The organism is Mycobacterium sp. NPDC006124 (assembly GCF_040614235.1).
Classification (GTDB): domain Bacteria; phylum Actinomycetota; class Actinomycetes; order Mycobacteriales; family Mycobacteriaceae; genus Mycobacterium.
Genome location: NZ_JBEXUA010000019.1, coordinates 18,245 through 35,059, shown reverse-complemented (window position 1 = coordinate 35,059; position 16,815 = coordinate 18,245). Strand labels below are relative to the sequence as shown.

Sequence of the window (16,815 nt, the reverse complement as noted above, 5' to 3'; positions counted from 1 at the left end):
GCTCATCGCCGGCCCTAGGCGATCGGGTGGTGGACGGTGACGAGCTTGGTGCCGTCGGGGAAGGTGGCCTCGGCCTGGACGTCGTCGAGCATCTCCGGCACGCCCTCCATCACGTCGGCCCGGCTGAGCACCTCACGCCCGCTGTTCATCAGCTCGGCGACGGTACGACCGTCGCGGGCGCCCTCGAGGATGTGGTCGGTGATGAGGGCGACGGCCTCGGGGTGGTTCAGCCGCAGACCGCGCGCTTGACGTCGGCGGGCGAGTTCGGCCGCGTAGGAGATGAGCAGCCGATCCTGCTCGTGCGGTGACAGGCGCATAGATCGCGATCCTGCCACGGCGGGCGGCACTCAGCAGCGCACGCGCGAATACCCCGGGCTCAGGCCTCGGTGGGCAGGTTCTGCAGACGCACCTGACCGCGGGCGACCATCTTGTCGTTGGTGTCGGTGATCTCGATGAGCCAGATCTGCTGCCGGCGACCGCGGTGAATCGGGGTGGACACGGCCGTGACCATTCCGGCGGTGATGGCACGCAGGAAGTCGGTGTTGTTGTTCACCCCGACGACGTTGCTTCCGGCGCCCTTGGCCTGGAGCCACGTGGCCGCCGAGACGCTGGCGACACTCTCGACGATGGCGCAGTAGACCCCGCCGTGCACGATGCCGTGCGGCTGAAGGTGCCTGGCGTCGACCGTCAATTGCGCCTTCGCGCCGTCCGGCGTCACGTCCAGGTACGTGAGGCCAATCTCGTCGTCGAATCCGCCACCCACGCCGTTCGGCATCCAAGTCGTCACAAGAGAATTGTCTACACGCCCGGCACGAAGCGAGGACGAAGACCCCGGAAAAACGGGTGAGCCCCGCACGCGAGACGCGTGCGGGGCCCACCCTCGAATGGACCGGGGATCTCTGCAGCCCTCAGGATTCCGCGGCGGTCCGGTGGTTCGAAGCGTTCTGATCGCCCGGGATCAATATAGGCAAGGCTGCCCTAATTAAGCAAGGCCTTCCCCGGGTGGGCCCGGCGCACTCCCCGCACGGGAGCTCCAAAGCCGACCAGGGCGTCGAGGACGGCCTGCCCTCGCCGCATGGCCACCAGCTCGCTCGACCCGGCGAGCAGCGGAACCTGGGTGGCGGCGCTGACGACCGCGGTACCCACGCCGTGCCACATCGCGTCCGTCGAGATCGCGCCGGCACAGGCCTCGACCAGAGCGTCGAACAGCGGGCGCAGCGAGCGGTGGCTGCGATGAGCCACCCACGTCGTCAACGCGGCCTCGTTGGGCAGCGCGACGATCCCGGCGCCCGCGTGGAGGTTCGCGTCGTCCGGCAGTGCCCGCAGCGTGGCGTCCACCACGCCGACCCAGTCGATGGCGCCTTCCGAGTCGACGTGCACCCAGAGGTTCTCCGCGCCGGTGTCCCATGCCCTGCCCTCGAGCACGAGCAGGGGAATGACGCGTCCGAGGACGACGTGCGCCAGCGTCGCAGCGAGCTGCTGGGTCACGGCGACGCGGTTGTCGGTCTCGGCGACCGCGGCGTCGAACATCGCACGAAGCCGACCACCGTCGAGCGCGTCGGTCAGCGGCCACCACCGCCGCCGGGACAGATCGGCCATGACGGCGACGCCGTAGACCCGAGGACACTCGGGAGACAGCTCCCGCAGTCGCCGGCTGGACTCGTGCAGCGGCAATGGCGTGTCGACCGCCATCCGCGCGATGAGTGGGTCGTCGACCACGACCGTCATGGGCACCTCCTGTAGTTAGGATAGCCTTACTATAGTGAGGCCGACGAGCAGGAGAAGCCTTCGTGACTCGACTCACAGACAGGGCCGGGCAGCGGCGCCCCGCGACTCATACGACGCACGGTAGTAAGCGCGTAGTACCCTGATCCCATTGCTCAGGAGAGTGAACGAAAAATGGCCAAACAGACGCGACTCGGGGAACTCGAACGCGAGGTGATGGACCACCTGTGGTCCTCGCGCGAACCCCAGACCGTCCGCCAGGTGCACGAAGCACTGGCGGCGCGGCGAGACCTGGCCTATACGACGATCATGACCGTCCTCCAGCGCCTCGCCAAGAAGAACCTCGTCGTGCAGCATCGCGACGACCGGGCCCATCGCTACGCGCCTACCCACGGCCGTGACGAACTGGTGGCCGGCCTCATGGTCGACGCCCTCGACCAGGCCTCGGACTCTGGCAGCAGACGGGCCGCGCTCGTCCACTTCGTCGAGCGGGTGGGGGCCGACGAGGCCGATGCCCTGCGACGCGCACTGGCCGAACTGGAGGCCAAGGACGTTTCTGCCCCGGCCGCTGGTAATCCGGGTACCGCCTGAGGGACACTGGGAGTGTGTCCGCGCTGGCCTTCGCCGCAGTCGCGCTGCTCCTCATAGGACCAGTGCCAGCGTTGTTGGCGCGCTCGTCGTGGCCGTTGCGCGCCCCGCGTGCCGCGGTGGTGCTGTGGCAGTCGGTGGCGCTGGCCGCGGTGCTGTCCGCGTTCAGCGCGGGCATCGCGATCGCCAGCCGGCTCTTCGTCCCCGGACCGGACGGTCGGCCCACCGCCACGGTCACCAGTGAGATCGAAGTCCTCGGGTGGCCGCTGTGGTTGCTCTACGTCGTGGTCTTCGCACTCACCCTCCTGATCGGCGCCCGTCTCATCGTGGCCGTGGTGCAGGTGGCCATTGCCACGCGGCGGCGACGGGCCCACCACCGCATGCTCGTCGACCTCCTCGGCCGATGTCACGACCCCTCGCTGCGACGCTCCCACGGCCTTCGCATCCTCGACGTCGCCCAGCCGCTGGCCTACTGCCTACCTGGCGTCCGCAGTCGGGTCGTGGTGAGTGAAGGGACGCTCACCGCGCTGTCGGACACCGAGATGACGGCCATCCTCAGCCACGAGCACGCGCATCTGAGGGCCCGCCACGACCTGGTGCTCGAGATGTTCACCGCCGTGCACGCCGCCTTCCCCCGCTTCGTCCGCAGTGCCAACGCCCTCGACGCCGTGCGGTTGCTCATCGAACTGCTCGCCGACGACGCCGCGGTCCGCACCGCCGGTCCGACGCCGTTGGCCCGGGCACTGGTCGCATGCGCGTCCTGCCGCGCCCCCTCCGGCGCGCTCGCCGCGGGCGGGCCGCACACCGTGACCCGGGTCCGCCGGCTCTGCGGCAAGCCCAACAGCGTCCCCCTCGCCGTCGCGGCCTATGTCACCGCCGCGGCGCTGCTCGTCGTGCCGACCGTCGCGCTGGCGGTCCCCTGGCTCACCGAGTTGCAGCGGCTCATCACCGGCTAGATTCGATTCTCGAACCTCCCTGCGTCGACCCAACTACGAAAGGCTGCCCGTGAGCTCGCCCGAAACGAATGCAACGGCTCAGATCGGCGTCACCGGACTGGCCGTCATGGGGTCCAACATCGCTCGCAACTTCGCCCATCACGGATACACCGTTGCATTGCACAACCGCACGACCGCCAAGATCGACGCGCTGCTCGAGGCACACGGTGACGAAGGAAAGTTCGTGCGCGGCAACACGATTCCTGAATTCCTCGCCACGCTCGAGAAGCCGCGCCGCGTCCTGATCATGGTGAAGGCCGGAGACCCGACCGACGCCGTGATCGACGAGCTCGCCGACGCGATGGAGGAGGGCGACATCATCATCGACGGCGGCAACTCCCTCTACACCGACACCATCCGCCGCGAGAAGGCCATCCGCGAGCGCGGTCTGCACTACGTCGGCGCCGGCATCTCCGGCGGCGAGGAGGGCGCCCTGCACGGACCGTCGATCATGCCCGGCGGACCCGCCGAGTCCTACAAGAGCCTCGGCCCGCTGCTGGAGGAGATCTCCGCCCACGTCGACGGCGTTCCGTGCTGCACGCACATCGGCCCCGACGGGGCGGGCCACTTCGTCAAGATGGTCCACAACGGCATCGAGTATTCCGACATGCAGCTCATCGGCGAGGCCTACCAGCTGCTTCGCGACGGCCTGGGCAAGTCCGCGCCCGAGATCGCCGACATCTTCGCCGAGTGGAACAAGGGCGACCTGGACAGCTACCTGATCGAGATCACCGCCGAGGTGCTCAAGCAGGTGGACGCCAAGACCGGCAAGCCGCTGGTCGACGTCATCCTCGACGAGGCCGAGCAAAAGGGCACCGGCCGCTGGACGGTCAAGTCCGCGCTCGACCTCGGGGTGCCGGTGACCGGCATCGCCGAGGCCGTGTTCGCCCGCGCCCTGTCCGGCTCGGTCGCGCAGCGCAAGGCCACCACCGAACTGGCCTCCGGCGAGCTGGGCACCAAGCCCGACGATGCCGACCAGTTCGTCGACGACGTCAGCAAGGCCCTGTACGCGTCCAAGATCATCGCCTATGCCCAGGGCTTCAACCAGATTCAGGCCGGCAGCGCCGAATACGACTGGAACATCACCCTGGGCGACATGGCCACCATCTGGCGGGGCGGCTGCATCATCCGCGCCAAGTTCCTCAACCGCATCAAGGAGGCCTACGACGAGAACGGCGAGCTGGCCACCCTCATCGCCGCGCCGTACTTCCGCGACGCGGTCGAGGCCGGCATCGACAGCTGGCGCCGCGTCGTCGTGAAGGCCACCGAGCTGGGCATTCCGGTGCCCGGGTTCGCCTCGGCGCTGTCGTACTACGACGCGCTGCGCACCGAGCGGCTGCCCGCCGCCCTGACCCAGGGGTTGCGCGACTTCTTCGGTGCGCACACCTACGGCCGCATCGACGAGGACCCGAGCAAGAAGTTCCACACCCAGTGGAGCGGTGACCGCAGCGAGTCCCCTGCCTGACCCCTAGCCCTCCCTCCCGACGTCGAGTGTGCTGGGGGATCGCGATCGCTCGCCAGATGGCGATCTGACCGCACACTCGACGCGCGACGGTGCGAACTAGGCTGGGGGCATGCGGTTCCTCGACGGGCATCACCCGCCCTACGACCTGACCTACAACGACGTCTTCGTCGTGCCGGGACGCTCGGACGTCGCGTCCCGGTTCGACGTCGACCTGTCCACCACCGACGGTTCGGGCACCACCATCCCGGTGGTCGTGGCGAACATGACCGCCGTGGCGGGCCGGCGGATGGCCGAGACGGTCGCCCGACGCGGTGGCATCGTCGTTCTGCCGCAAGACCTTCCGACCTCCGCTGTGCGCGACATGGTCGAGTTCGTCAAGAGCCGAGACGTCGTCGTCGACACGCCCGTCACCCTCTCCCCGGAGGATTCGGTCTCCGACGCCACCGCCCTGATCCACAAGCGCGCCCACGGAGCCGCGGTGGTCGTCGACGCCGACGGCGCACCGGTCGGCCTGGTCACCGAGGCGTCCTGCCGCGGGGTGGACCGGTTCGCACGGGTCCGCGACGTCGCGACGGTCGACTTCGTCACCGCACCGGTCGGCACCGATCCGCGCACCGTGTTCGACCAGCTGGAACACAACCCGATCGGGGTCGCGGTGATGACCGGCCCCGACGGTCGCCTGGCCGGGGTGCTCACGCGCACCGGTGCGATCCGGGCGGGCATCTACTCCCCCGCGGTCGACGACTCCGGCCGGCTGCGGATCGCCGCCGCGGTCGGCATCAACGGCGACGTCGCGGCCAAGGCGCAGGCGCTGGCCGAGGCGGGCGTCGACCTGCTGGTCGTCGACACCGCCCATGGCCACCAGCTCAAGATGCTCGACGCCATCAAGGCCGTGTCGTCGCTGGGTCTCGGCCTCCCGCTGGCGGCGGGCAACGTGGTCTCGGCCGAGGGCACCCGCGACCTGATCAGCGCCGGTGCCTCGATCGTCAAGGTCGGTGTCGGCCCCGGTGCGATGTGCACCACCCGGATGATGACCGGCGTCGGACGTCCCCAGTTCTCGGCGGTCGTCGAATGTTCAGCTGCCGCACGGCAATTGGGTGGGCACGTCTGGGCCGACGGCGGCGTGCGCCACCCCCGTGACGTCGCACTCGCGCTCGCCGCCGGAGCCTCCAACGTGATGATCGGCTCATGGTTCGCCGGCACCTACGAGTCGCCGGGCGACCTGCTCTACGACCGCGACGACCGGCTCTACAAGGAGAGCTACGGCATGGCGTCCAAGCGTGCCGTTGCGGCGCGGACCTCGGGCGACAGCCAGTTCGACCGGGCCCGCAAGGCGCTGTTCGAGGAGGGCATCTCGACGTCGAGGATGAGCGTGGACCCGGCACGCGGTGGTGTCGAGGACCTCCTGGACCACATCACCTCAGGTGTGCGGAGCACCTGCACCTACGTCGGCGCCACGACGCTGGAGGAACTCCACGACAAGGTCGTGCTCGGCGTGCAGTCCGCGGCCGGCTTCGCAGAGGGGCATCCACTGCCGTCGGGCTGGTGACCTTGGCGTCAACCCCGCTACGATTGGGCCATCTCGCCGCCGATCGAAAGGGAACACGTGCCGCAGGCACCCGCCGAGGCCCCGGAACCTGAACGGGCCTCCCCGGAGCCGTCCGACGCCGAACCCTCCAGTAGGAAGCCGGGCCTCGAGCCCGGCGCCCGTGGTGCGAGGCTCCGATGAGCCTGGCCCTCAGTCTGGTTGCCTTCCTGCTGCTCACGGCCGGGACTGCGCTCTTCGTCGCCGCCGAGTTCTCGCTGACCGCGCTGGAACGCAGCACCGTCGAGTCCAACGCCAAGTCCGGCGGATGGCGCGATGCCTACGTCCAAAAGGCCCACCGCTCCCTGTCGTTCCAGCTGTCCGGCGCCCAACTCGGCATCTCGATCACGACGCTGGCCACCGGTTACCTCGCCGAACCCGTCGTCGCCACGCTCCTGCACACGCCGCTGGAGCTGATCGGCGTACCCGAGTCCATGCTCGACGGCATCTCGCTGGGCCTGGCGCTGCTGATCGCCACCTCCGTGTCGATGATCTTCGGCGAGCTGGTGCCCAAGAACCTGGCCGTCGCGAAACCGTCGCCCACCGCGAGGTGGGCGGCCCCGCCGCAGTGGTGGTTCTCCCGGTTCCTGACCCCGGCCATCAAGGTGACCAACGGCACCGCGAACTGGATCCTGCGTAGGCTCGGCATCGAGCCCGCCGAGGAGCTGCGGTCCGCCCGCTCCCCGCAGGAACTCGTCTCGCTGGTGCGCACCTCCAAGCGCAGCGGCTCGCTGGACGCCAGCACGGCCGACCTGGTGGACCGTTCGCTGCAGTTCGGTGAGCGCTCGGCCGAGGAACTCATGACGCCGCGCTCGAAGATCGAGTCCCTGCACGTCGACGACACCGTTGCCGACCTGATCCTCAAGGCCATCGACACCGGGTTCTCGCGGTTCCCCATCACCGCAGGCGACCTGGACGAGACCGTTGGGATCGTGCACGTGAAGCAGGCCTTCGCCGTGCCTCACTCGGCGCGCGCCACCACGCAGCTGGTCGCCATCGCCCGGCCCGTGTCCACGGTGCCGTCCAGCCTCGACGGCGACGCCGTGATGACGCAGATCCGCGCGAACGGTCTGCAGACTGCGCTCGTCGTCGACGAATACGGCGGCACCGCAGGCATGGTCACCGTCGAGGACCTCATCGAGGAGATCGTCGGCGACGTGCGCGACGAACACGACGACGCCACCCTCGACGTGGTCGAGGTCCGCGACGGCTGGCGCATCTCGGGGCTGCTGCGCATCGACGAGGTCGAGAGCGAGACGTCGTTCCGGCCACCCGAGGGTGACTACGAGACGATCGGCGGGCTGATCCTGCAGGAGCTCGGTCACATTCCCCAACCCGGCGAGACCGTCGAGCTCACCGAGTTCGACCCCGACGGCCCACTCGACGATCCCGTGCACTGGCAGGCGACGGTGATCCAGATGGACGGCCGACGCATCGACCTGCTGGAGCTCACCGCCCTGGGCCGCCGCGGCGAGTCCGAGGAGGAGGATCGCTGATGGGATCCGACGTCTTCGGGGTGCTCCTCACGGTGGTGCTGCTCGGCGCCAACGCGTTCTTCGTGGGTGCGGAGTTCGCCCTCATCTCGGCCCGCCGCGACCGACTCGAAGCCCTGGCCGAACAGGGCAAGAAGAGCGCGGTCACCGTCATCCGGGCGGGCGAAAGGCTGTCGCTGATGCTGGCGGGCGCCCAGTTGGGCATCACGATCTGTTCGATCCTGCTGGGCCGGGTCGGCGAGCCGGCGGTGGCGCACCTGCTGGAGGTGCCCTTCGGTGTCGTGGGCATTCCCGACACGGTGCTGCACACGGTGTCGTTCGTCATCGCGCTCGGGGTGGTCGTGACGCTGCACGTGCTGCTCGGCGAGATGGTCCCGAAGAACATCGCGATCGCCGGTCCGGAGTCCGCGGCGATGCTGCTGATTCCGCCGTACCTGGTCTACATGCGGCTGGCCAAGCCGTTCATCGCGTTCTACAACTGGTGCGCCAACTCGACGCTGCGGGCGTTCGGCGTGGAACCCAAGGACGAACTCGACGTCACGGTGTCGACGGTGGAGCTCTCGGAGATGATCGCCGAGTCGCTGTCGGAGGGTCTGCTGGATCCCGAGGAGCACGGCCGGCTGACCCGCGCCCTTCAGGTACGCACCCACGTGGTGGCCGACGTCGCGATACCCCTGGCCGACATTCGGGCGGTTCCGGTGGCGGGCCCGGGGCTCGGCCCCACGGTGGCGGCCATCGAACGGGCGCTCGTCGACACCGGCTACTCCCGCTTCCCCGTCACCGACACCACCGGCGCGTTCCTGGGTTACCTGCACATCAAGGACGTGCTCGGCCTGATGAGCGATCCCGACGCGGTCGTCGACGTGGGCACGATTCGGGCGTTGCCCCGGCTGGCCGCGTCGTCGACCGTTCCCGACGCGCTGACCCGGCTGCGCCGCGACAACAGTCACCTCGCACTCGTCACCACCGACGACCGGGTGACGGCGGTCGTCGCCCTGGAGGACCTGGTCGAGGATCTGGTGGGGACGGTGCGCGACGGAACGCACCGTGTCTGACACGGCCGTCGCACCCGTCGTGCTCCCGGAGTCCGACTGGACCGACCGCGAGCGCCGTCACCTCGAGCGAGCCGAGACGTTCCTCGGTCCGCACCGGGTACGGGCCGGCCGCGGTGAGGCACACCCGGTGTGGGACTTCCTGTTCAGCTACTACAGTCTGCGGCCTCGGCAGTTGCGGCGGTGGCATCCCGGTTTCGGCGTCGCGCTCGACGGGGCGGCGGCCGAGACATTCCTCGACCGCACCGGCTATCACCGGGTCGGAACCGCCGTCACGGTGGGCGGCGAACTCCTGCGTGCGCGCCTGGACACCGTCACCTTCGTCGCCGGGTTGCTGCGGGCGACCGCCGAGCGTCCCGCACGGCTCAACTGCTTTGGGCTGCACGAGTGGGCGATGGTCTACCGCGCCGCCGACCTACGTCACGGCCAGGTGCCCCTGCGCCTGGGTTCGGCGGGCACCGACGAGGTGGTCGAGTCGATTCCGTTGCGCTGCAGCCACTTCGACGCCTACCGTTTCTTCACCGAGCCGGCCGCCCCCCGCAACGCGGAGACACTGAGCCGCGAGACCCAGGTCGCCACCGAACAACCCGGCTGCGTGCACGCCAACATGGATCTGTACAAGTGGTGCTACAAGCTCGGCCCGCTGATTCCCTCGGAGCTGCTGATGGACTGCCTCGACCTCGCCGCCGAGGCCAGGATGCTGGACATGCGTGCCAGTCCATACGATCTCGCGTCCTACGGCTTCTCCCCCATTGCGATCGAAACCCCCACGGGCCGAGCTGAATACGTCCGTTCACAGGAAGCTCTCGCTCGACGGGCAGCTCCCTTGCGGGTAGCGATGCTTGGCTGGTGTGGCGAGCTGATCGAGGCCGCAGACGGCTGAGAAGGGGCGACGCACCGATGAGACGCACCGGCGTGGTGATCGGCGTACTGACCCTGGCCTGCGGGATCCTCTCCGCGTGCGGCACCACCTCCGGCCCGCCGCAGCCCGGTCCACCTCGTGGGCCGGCCCTGACCACCGACTTCAGTCACACCGGGCCCGGCGCCCTGGTGTCGGCCGAAGGGCTGGTCGACCTCGACCAGCAACTGCGCGACAGGAGCTCGCTGGCCGCGCGCATCGTCTACGAGTCCACCTCGGGCGTCAACGACAGCCACTCCCTGGTCACCGGCACGGTGTTCGTGCCGAACGGCACCCCGCCACCGGGCGGATGGCCGATCGCGGCGTTCGCCCACCCCGCGACGGGCATCCAGGCACCGTGCGCGCCGTCGGCGTCACCCTCCCTGATGGGCTCGGCGAAGGACGTCGCCGCGCTGCTCGACGCCGGCTTCCTCGTCACCGCCACCGACTACCAGGGCCTGGGCCTGCGGGACACCGACCATTCCTCGGCCGACCCGAGCATCGGGCCGTTCAACGGGTACCACCCGTTCCTGGACTCCACGACCGAGGGCTACAACGTGATCGACGCGGTCCGCGCCGCACGCACGCTGGTGCCGTCCGCGTCGACGTCGTTCGCGGCCTACGGCATCGGCCAGGGTGGGCAGGCGGCCTGGGCAGCCGACGAATTGGCCGCCGACTACCGCGGTGGCCTCACCCTGGTGGGCGTCGCCGCGATCCGGCCGACCGCCGCGCTCGGCGGGTTGGCCGACGCCGCCGCCAACGGCACGCTGACCAGGGACCAGCAGACCACGCTGCAGCAGTATCTGGCCGCGCTCGGCCACGAGAACGACGACTTTCCGCTCGACGCCTACCGGCATGGCGTGGTGAAGCAGCAGTGGGACGTCCTGTCGTCGTGCTGGGGGCCCGCGGTGGCCGACCGGACCCATGCGGTCGAACGGATCGGACCCGCCGACCTGCGGCCCGACGGCCCGGACGCCGAGCAGGTGCTGCGCGGGTATCTGCAGAAGACGACGCTGCCCCAAGCCCCCGCGGCGGCGCCGATGCTGATCGTGCCCGACGGCCCCGAGGGCCCGATCCCGCCGGAGTGGACCGGCGCGGCCGTCACCGCGGCGTGCGGCATGGGCGACGTGATCACGCTGGGTGCGCCCGACGCGGCTCCGGTCACCTGGCTGACCGGTCGCTTCGCCGGGTCCGCCCCGCAGAACGACTGCCCGGTGCCGCCGACCGGCTGACCCGCGCTCAGCTAAATCACGAGTCCGTTTGCGATACCTGGTCTGGTGGATGTCTCCCTCGTACGCGGCTGGGTGCCGGTCGTCCTGCAGGCGGTCACCCTGGCGGTGGTACTCGCCGCCATCGGCTGGCGGTCGCGAACCTGGCGGCTGAGGTGGCTGCCGATCGCCGCCGCGACCGGGGTCGCCCTCGCCGCGGCGGGCTACTGGTTCGTCGCCGACCAGGGTCTGTCCGACGATCCCGCGCCCGTGTTGTTGTGGCCGTGGGTCGCCGTGACGGGCCTGGCGGTCGGGGTGGCGGTTCTCGGCTGGCGGCATACCCGCTGGTGGCGGCGGGTGGCGTCACTGCTGGCGATCCCGCTCTGCGCGGCATGCTCGGCGCTTCTGGTCGACGGTTGGACCGGCTACCTGCCGACGGTGAACTCGGCGCTGGGCCGCGTCACCGGGGCAGCGCTGCCGACTCAGACCGACGAGGCCGGCGTTCGGGACATGCGCGGCCGCCACGCGCATCCGACGGCCGGCACGCTGGTGTCGGTCCGCATCGGCGACGGCGCCTCGGGTTTCCCGCACCGCGACGAGCTGGTGTATCTGCCGCCCGCCTGGTTCGCCGGTGACACCCCGCCCCCGTTGCCCGTGGTGCTCATGGCCGGGGGTGAGTTCGGTCACCCTGCGGACTGGCCGACCGCGGGCGGGGCCCGCCAGAGTGCGGACGCCTTCGCCGCCGCCCACGACGGCAACGCACCCGTCCTGGTGTTCGTCGACACCAGCGGCGAGTTCGCCAACGACACCGAATGCGTCGACGGTGTGCGCGGCAACGCCGCCGACCACCTCACCAAGGACGTGGTGCCCTTCGTGGAATCGCACTTCGGCACCAGCGTCGACCCGTCCCGCTGGGGTTTCGTCGGGTGGTCCGCCGGCGGAACGTGCGCACTGCTCACGACCGTGATGCATCCGGAGCTGTTCTCGAGCTTCGTCGACGTGGACGGCCAACTCGGCCCGACGGCGGGGTCGCGCCAGCAGACCGTCGCGCGGTTGTTCGGCGGGGACGAGTCGGCTTTCGCCGCCTTCGACCCGGCCAGCGTGATGTCGGCGCACGGCCCGTACACCGGGCTGGCGGGATGGTTCGCGGTCTCGACCGCGGGGGCGACGGTCCACTACCCTGCCGGCGGCGTCGCGCCCGACGGGCCACCAGGGGACGTCGGTCTGGAGGACCACCTCGCGGTGGCGTCCTACCTGTGTCCACTGGCAAGCTCCTACGGCGTCGATTGTTCGGTCGTGCCGGTGGCCGACGGCCACGACCTGGCTGCGGCGGGCAGGGCATTCGCCGCGTCGCTGCCGTGGCTGGCCGGTCGACTGGGCACGCCCTCGGCACCCGTGGTGCCCCTGCCCGGTGACGTGCCGACTGCCTGAGGCCCACCCACCTGGCGGCACGGTTCGCGTTTTACCCACGGGTAAGCTGGATCGACGCTTGAGAGAGGAAACCATGACTGACCGCGTGACCGTCGGAAATCTGCGAGTGGCACGGGTGCTGCACGACTTCGTCACCAACGAAGCCCTGCCCGGTACCGGTGTCGACCCCGACAGCTTCTGGGCGGGCGTGGACAAGGTCGTCGCCGATCTCGCGCCGCAGAACGAGGAGCTGCTGGCCCGCCGCGACGAACTGCAGGCCCAGATCGACAAGTGGCACCGCCAGCGCGTCATCGGCCCGTTCGACGCCGAGGAGTACCAGACCTTCCTCACCGACATCGGCTACCTGCTTCCCGAACCGGACGACTTCACGATCACCACCTCGGGCGTCGACGAGGAGATCACCAGCACCGCAGGCCCGCAGCTCGTGGTGCCCGTACTCAACGCGCGGTTCGCCCTCAACGCCTCCAACGCCCGGTGGGGTTCGCTCTACGACGCGCTCTACGGCACCGACGTCATCCCCGAGACCGACGGCGCCGAGAAGGGCGACGGCGGTTACAACCGGGTGCGCGGCGACGAGGTCATCGCCTACGCCCGTGGCTTCCTCGACGAGTCGGTGCCGCTGGCGTCCGGGTCCTACGCCGACGCCACCGCGTTCACCGTCGAGGACGGCCGGCTCGAGGTCGCTCTCGGCGACGAGAAGGTCGGCCTCGCGCACCCCGAGGAGTTCGTCGGCTACCTCGGTGACGCCGACGCCCCCACCTCGATCCTGCTGGTTCACCACGGACTGCACGTCGAGATCGTGATCGACCCCGAGTCGCCCGTCGGCTCGACCGACAAGGCTGGCGTCAAGGACGTCGTGCTGGAGTCGGCCGTCACGACGATCATGGACTTCGAGGACTCGGTCGCCGCGGTCGACGCCGACGACAAGGTGCTCGGCTACCGCAACTGGCTGGGCCTCAACCGTGGCGACCTGACCGAGGAGGTCAGCAAGGGCGGCAAGTCCTTCACCCGGGTGCTCAACGCCGACCGCGTCTTCACCACTCCCGACGGCGACGGCGAACTCACCCTGCCCGGCCGCAGTCTGCTGTTCGTGCGCAACGTCGGACACCTGATGACCAACGACGCCATCGTGTTCGAGGATGGTTCGGAGGTGCCCGAGGGCATTCAGGACGCCCTGTTCACCGGAATGATCGCGATGCACGGCCTGAAGGACGACGAGCAGAACGGGCCCCTGCTCAACAGTCGCAGCGGGTCGATCTACATCGTGAAGCCCAAGATGCACGGCCCCGACGAGGTCGCGTTCACCTGCGAGCTGTTCAGTCGGGTCGAGGACGTGCTGGGGCTGCCGCAGGGCACCATGAAGGTCGGCATCATGGACGAGGAGCGCCGCACGACGGTGAACCTCGAGGCGTGCATCAAGGCCGCCGCCGACCGCGTGGTGTTCATCAACACCGGCTTCCTGGACCGCACCGGCGACGAGATCCACACCTCCATGGAGGCCGGCCCGATGATCCGCAAGGGCGCGATGAAGAGCCAGCCGTGGATCAAGGCCTACGAGGACGCCAACGTCGACGTCGGTCTGGCGGCAGGTCTGTCCGGCAAGGCCCAGATCGGCAAGGGCATGTGGGCCATGACCGAACTGATGGCCGACATGATGGAGCAGAAGATCGGCCAGCCCAAGGCGGGCGCCACCACCGCGTGGGTGCCGTCGCCGACCGGCGCGACCCTGCACGCGATGCACTACCACCAGGTCGACGTGTTCGAGGTGCAGAAGGAACTCGAGGGCAAGAAGCGTGCCTCGCTCGAGGACTTGTTGACCATTCCGTTGGCCAAGGAACTCGCCTGGGCGCCCGAGGAGATCCGCGAGGAGGTCGACAACAACTGTCAGTCGATCCTCGGCTATGTGGTGCGCTGGGTCGACGCGGGTGTCGGCTGCTCCAAGGTGCCCGACATCCACGACGTCGCTCTGATGGAAGATCGTGCAACGCTTCGGATCTCGAGCCAGCTGTTGGCGAACTGGTTGCGGCACGGCGTGATCACCGCCGAGGACGTCAAGGCCAGCCTGCGCCGGATGGCCGCCGTGGTCGACGAGCAGAATGCCAAGGACCCCGATTATCTGCCGATGGCGCCCGACCCCGAGGCCAGCATCGCCTTCGAGGCGGCCCAGGAGCTGATCCTGGCCGGCGCCGCACAACCCAACGGCTACACCGAGCCGATCCTGCATCGCCGCCGCCGGGAGTTCAAGGCTCGCCACGCCAACCGGTGACTAAGATTCGGCGGGTTCAGGTGACCATGCGACTCAACGAACACAGGGGTTAGGAATGGGCAGGCACAGCATTCCCGACCCAGAGGATTCCTCGGAGGTTGGACCGGACGCGGGCGACGATCAGCCACGCGCTCCCCACGCGGATCAGTACCCGAAGTACGACGGATACGACGACGGGTACGACGACGACGCGGACTACGCCGAGTACGACGACGGGTACGACGAATCCGAGCATGAGCAGCCGGGCTACGGCGAAGCGACCAGCAGCCGCGACGAGGACGGCGGCTACCCGCGTCTGGAGGATCGGGAGGCCGCGACCACCGCGTTGCCGACGGCGCCCGGGGCGCCGAACCGTCGCGACTGGGAGAGCAGTGAGTGGACCGGCAGCCACCGGGCCATCACCCCGAAGCGCCGCGGGATCAGCGTCGGGGTGATCGTGGCGCTGGTGACCGTCGTCGTGGTGGTCGGCGCCGTCATCGCCTGGCGATTCTTCGGTGACGCGCTCTCGCAGCGCTCCCAGGCCGGCGCCGCGCGGTGCGTGGCCGGCGAGGTCTCCGTCGCGGTGATGGTCGACCCGTCCATTGCCGACCAGATCACGCCGCTGGCCGAGAAGTACAACCAGTCCGCCGCGCCCGTCGGCGACAAGTGCGTCAAGGTCGGGGTCAAGGCCGCCGACTCCGACCAGGTGGTCACCGGCTTCTCGGGTCCCTGGCCCGGCGACCTGGGTGAGCAGCCGGCACTCTGGATTCCCGGCAGTTCGATCTCCGAGGCCCGCCTCGAGGCCGCGGCCGGAGAGAAGACGGTCAGCGACAGCCGCTCGCTGGTGACCTCGCCGGTGATGCTCGCCATGCGACCGCAGTTGAAGAGCGCACTGGGACAACGCAACTGGGGTGCCCTGCCCGGCCTGCAGAGCAATCCCACCGCGCTCGACGGCATGAACCTGCCCGGGTGGGGATCGCTCAAGTTGGCGTTGCCGCTGACCGGCGACAGCGATGCGACCTATCTGGCCGCCGAGGCCGTCGCATCGGCTTCGGCGCCGCAGGGCCAGCCGCCGACCGCCGGTTCGAGCGCCATCGCCACCCTGCGGGCCGCGCAGCCCAAACTCGCCGACGACAAGACGTCGACGGCCATGGACGCGATGCTCGGCGCGGCCGACCCGGCCACGGCCGACGTGCACGCCGTGGTCGCCACCGAGCAGCAGATCTTCCAGCGGGGTTCGCAGTCCGACGCCAAGGACAAGCTCGCCGCCTGGCTGCCCTCGGGCCCGGCCGCCGTCGCCGACTACCCCACCGTGCTGCTGGCCGGTACCTGGTTGAGCCAGGAACAGGTGAGTGCGGCAAGCGAATTCGCGCGCTTCCTGCGTAAGCCCGAAGCGCTGACCGACCTCGCGGCGGCAGGTTTCCGCGCCGAGGGCACCACCCCGCCGCAGAGCGACGTGACCGACTTCGGCACACTGCCCGCCGCACTGTCAGTGGGCGACCCCGGCATGCGCGCCACGCTGGCCAACCTGGTCAGCGCTCCGGCGCAGAACCCGGCGGTCACCGTGCTGCTGGACCAGTCGATGACGGCTGACGAGGGCGGCAAGTCGCGGCTGGCCAACGTCACCGCCGCGCTCACCGCACGTCTGCAGGCCCTGCCTCCGACGTCGGCGGTCGGGTTGTGGACCTTCGACGGCGTCTCGGGGCGTTCGGAGGTGCCGATGGGACCGCTCGACGAGCAGGTCGGCGGCACCCCACGCTCGCAAGTGTTGACCACCAACCTCAACGGTCAGGTGGCCAGCAACGGTGGCGCGGTGTCGTTCACCACGCTGCGCCTGCTCTACCCCGAGGCGGTCGCCAACTTCCGCGAGGGCCAACCCAATTCGGTGCTCGTCATCACCGCGGGACCGCACACCGACCAGTCGCTCGACGGCGCCGGTCTGCAGGACTTCATCAAGCAGACCTTCAACCAGGCGCGGCCGGTCGCGGTCAACGTCGTCGACTTCGGCGCCGACCCCGACCGGAGCACCTGGGAGGCCGTCGCGCAGACCACCGGCGGGGACTACCAGAACCTCAACGGTTCGGCCGGGCCCGAGCTGACGGCAGCGCTGACGTCCGCCCTGGGCTAGCC

The 16,815-nt window shown here is 69.7% G+C and carries 14 protein-coding genes; 11 read left to right on the top strand and 3 right to left on the bottom strand.

Translation table 11 applies throughout. The features are described from left to right. Positions 1 to 14: 14 nt before the first annotated feature. From ABZ195_RS26075 to ABZ195_RS26065, 3 genes are all read right to left on the bottom strand, one after another. Positions 15 to 317 carry an urease subunit gamma gene (locus ABZ195_RS26075; RefSeq protein ID WP_355222791.1) on the bottom strand — a complete coding sequence of 101 codons (303 nt, stop codon included), beginning with the start codon at positions 315 to 317 and terminating at the stop codon, positions 15 to 17. Between the two features lie 59 nt (positions 318 to 376). Next, positions 377 to 787: a PaaI family thioesterase gene (locus ABZ195_RS26070; protein ID WP_355222790.1), complete on the bottom strand. Its 411-nt coding sequence runs from the start codon at positions 785 to 787 to the stop codon at positions 377 to 379. 191 nt (positions 788 to 978) lie between these two features. Continuing rightward, positions 979 to 1,728, bottom strand: coding sequence for an iron reductase (locus ABZ195_RS26065; RefSeq protein ID WP_355222789.1), 750 nt, complete (start codon positions 1,726 to 1,728; stop codon positions 979 to 981). A 171-nt stretch (positions 1,729 to 1,899) separates the two neighbouring features. Here ABZ195_RS26065 and ABZ195_RS26060 point away from each other — a divergent pair, with 171 nt between their 5' ends. The 11 genes from ABZ195_RS26060 (at position 1,900) to ABZ195_RS26010 (ending at position 16,813) form a co-directional block, all read left to right on the top strand. Beyond that, on the top strand, positions 1,900 to 2,316 hold the full coding sequence (locus ABZ195_RS26060; protein WP_355222788.1) for a BlaI/MecI/CopY family transcriptional regulator: 417 nt from the start codon (positions 1,900 to 1,902) through the stop codon (positions 2,314 to 2,316). A gap of 14 nt (positions 2,317 to 2,330) precedes the next feature. Beyond that, entirely contained in the window at positions 2,331 to 3,269 is a 939-nt protein-coding gene (locus ABZ195_RS26055; RefSeq protein ID WP_355222787.1) for a M56 family metallopeptidase, read from the top strand. Positions 3,270 to 3,318: 49 nt separating this feature from the next. Continuing rightward, entirely contained in the window at positions 3,319 to 4,773 is a 1,455-nt protein-coding gene (gene gndA, locus ABZ195_RS26050; protein ID WP_355222786.1) for an NADP-dependent phosphogluconate dehydrogenase, read from the top strand. Positions 4,774 to 4,882: 109 nt separating this feature from the next. After that, on the top strand, positions 4,883 to 6,322 hold the full coding sequence (locus ABZ195_RS26045) for a GuaB1 family IMP dehydrogenase-related protein (RefSeq protein WP_355222785.1): 1,440 nt from the start codon (positions 4,883 to 4,885) through the stop codon (positions 6,320 to 6,322). Between the two features lie 176 nt (positions 6,323 to 6,498). Then, the gene (locus tag ABZ195_RS26040) at positions 6,499 to 7,854 is read left to right on the top strand and encodes a hemolysin family protein (protein WP_355222784.1); all 1,356 of its coding nucleotides are present in this window, start codon (positions 6,499 to 6,501) and stop codon (positions 7,852 to 7,854) included. Further along, positions 7,854 to 8,906, top strand: a complete 1,053-nt coding sequence (locus ABZ195_RS26035; protein ID WP_355222783.1) for a hemolysin family protein — start codon at positions 7,854 to 7,856, stop codon at positions 8,904 to 8,906. The genes ABZ195_RS26040 and ABZ195_RS26035 overlap by 1 nt, the downstream gene beginning before the upstream one ends. Next, positions 8,899 to 9,786 (top strand): 3-methyladenine DNA glycosylase, encoded by an 888-nt coding sequence (locus tag ABZ195_RS26030; protein ID WP_355222782.1) that lies wholly within the window; start codon positions 8,899 to 8,901, stop codon positions 9,784 to 9,786. Before ABZ195_RS26035 ends, ABZ195_RS26030 begins: the two co-directional genes overlap by 8 nt. A 17-nt stretch (positions 9,787 to 9,803) precedes the next feature. After that, positions 9,804 to 11,033, top strand: coding sequence for a lipase family protein (locus ABZ195_RS26025; protein WP_355222781.1), 1,230 nt, complete (start codon positions 9,804 to 9,806; stop codon positions 11,031 to 11,033). 45 nt (positions 11,034 to 11,078) lie between these two features. Continuing rightward, entirely contained in the window at positions 11,079 to 12,440 is a 1,362-nt protein-coding gene (locus ABZ195_RS26020; RefSeq protein ID WP_355222780.1) for an alpha/beta hydrolase-fold protein, read from the top strand. 73 nt (positions 12,441 to 12,513) lie between these two features. Further along, positions 12,514 to 14,706, top strand: a complete 2,193-nt coding sequence (locus ABZ195_RS26015; RefSeq protein WP_355222779.1) for a malate synthase G — start codon at positions 12,514 to 12,516, stop codon at positions 14,704 to 14,706. Positions 14,707 to 14,761: 55 nt separating this feature from the next. Next, positions 14,762 to 16,813 (top strand): substrate-binding domain-containing protein, encoded by a 2,052-nt coding sequence (locus ABZ195_RS26010; protein WP_355222778.1) that lies wholly within the window; start codon positions 14,762 to 14,764, stop codon positions 16,811 to 16,813. Positions 16,814 to 16,815: the final 2 nt, after the last annotated feature.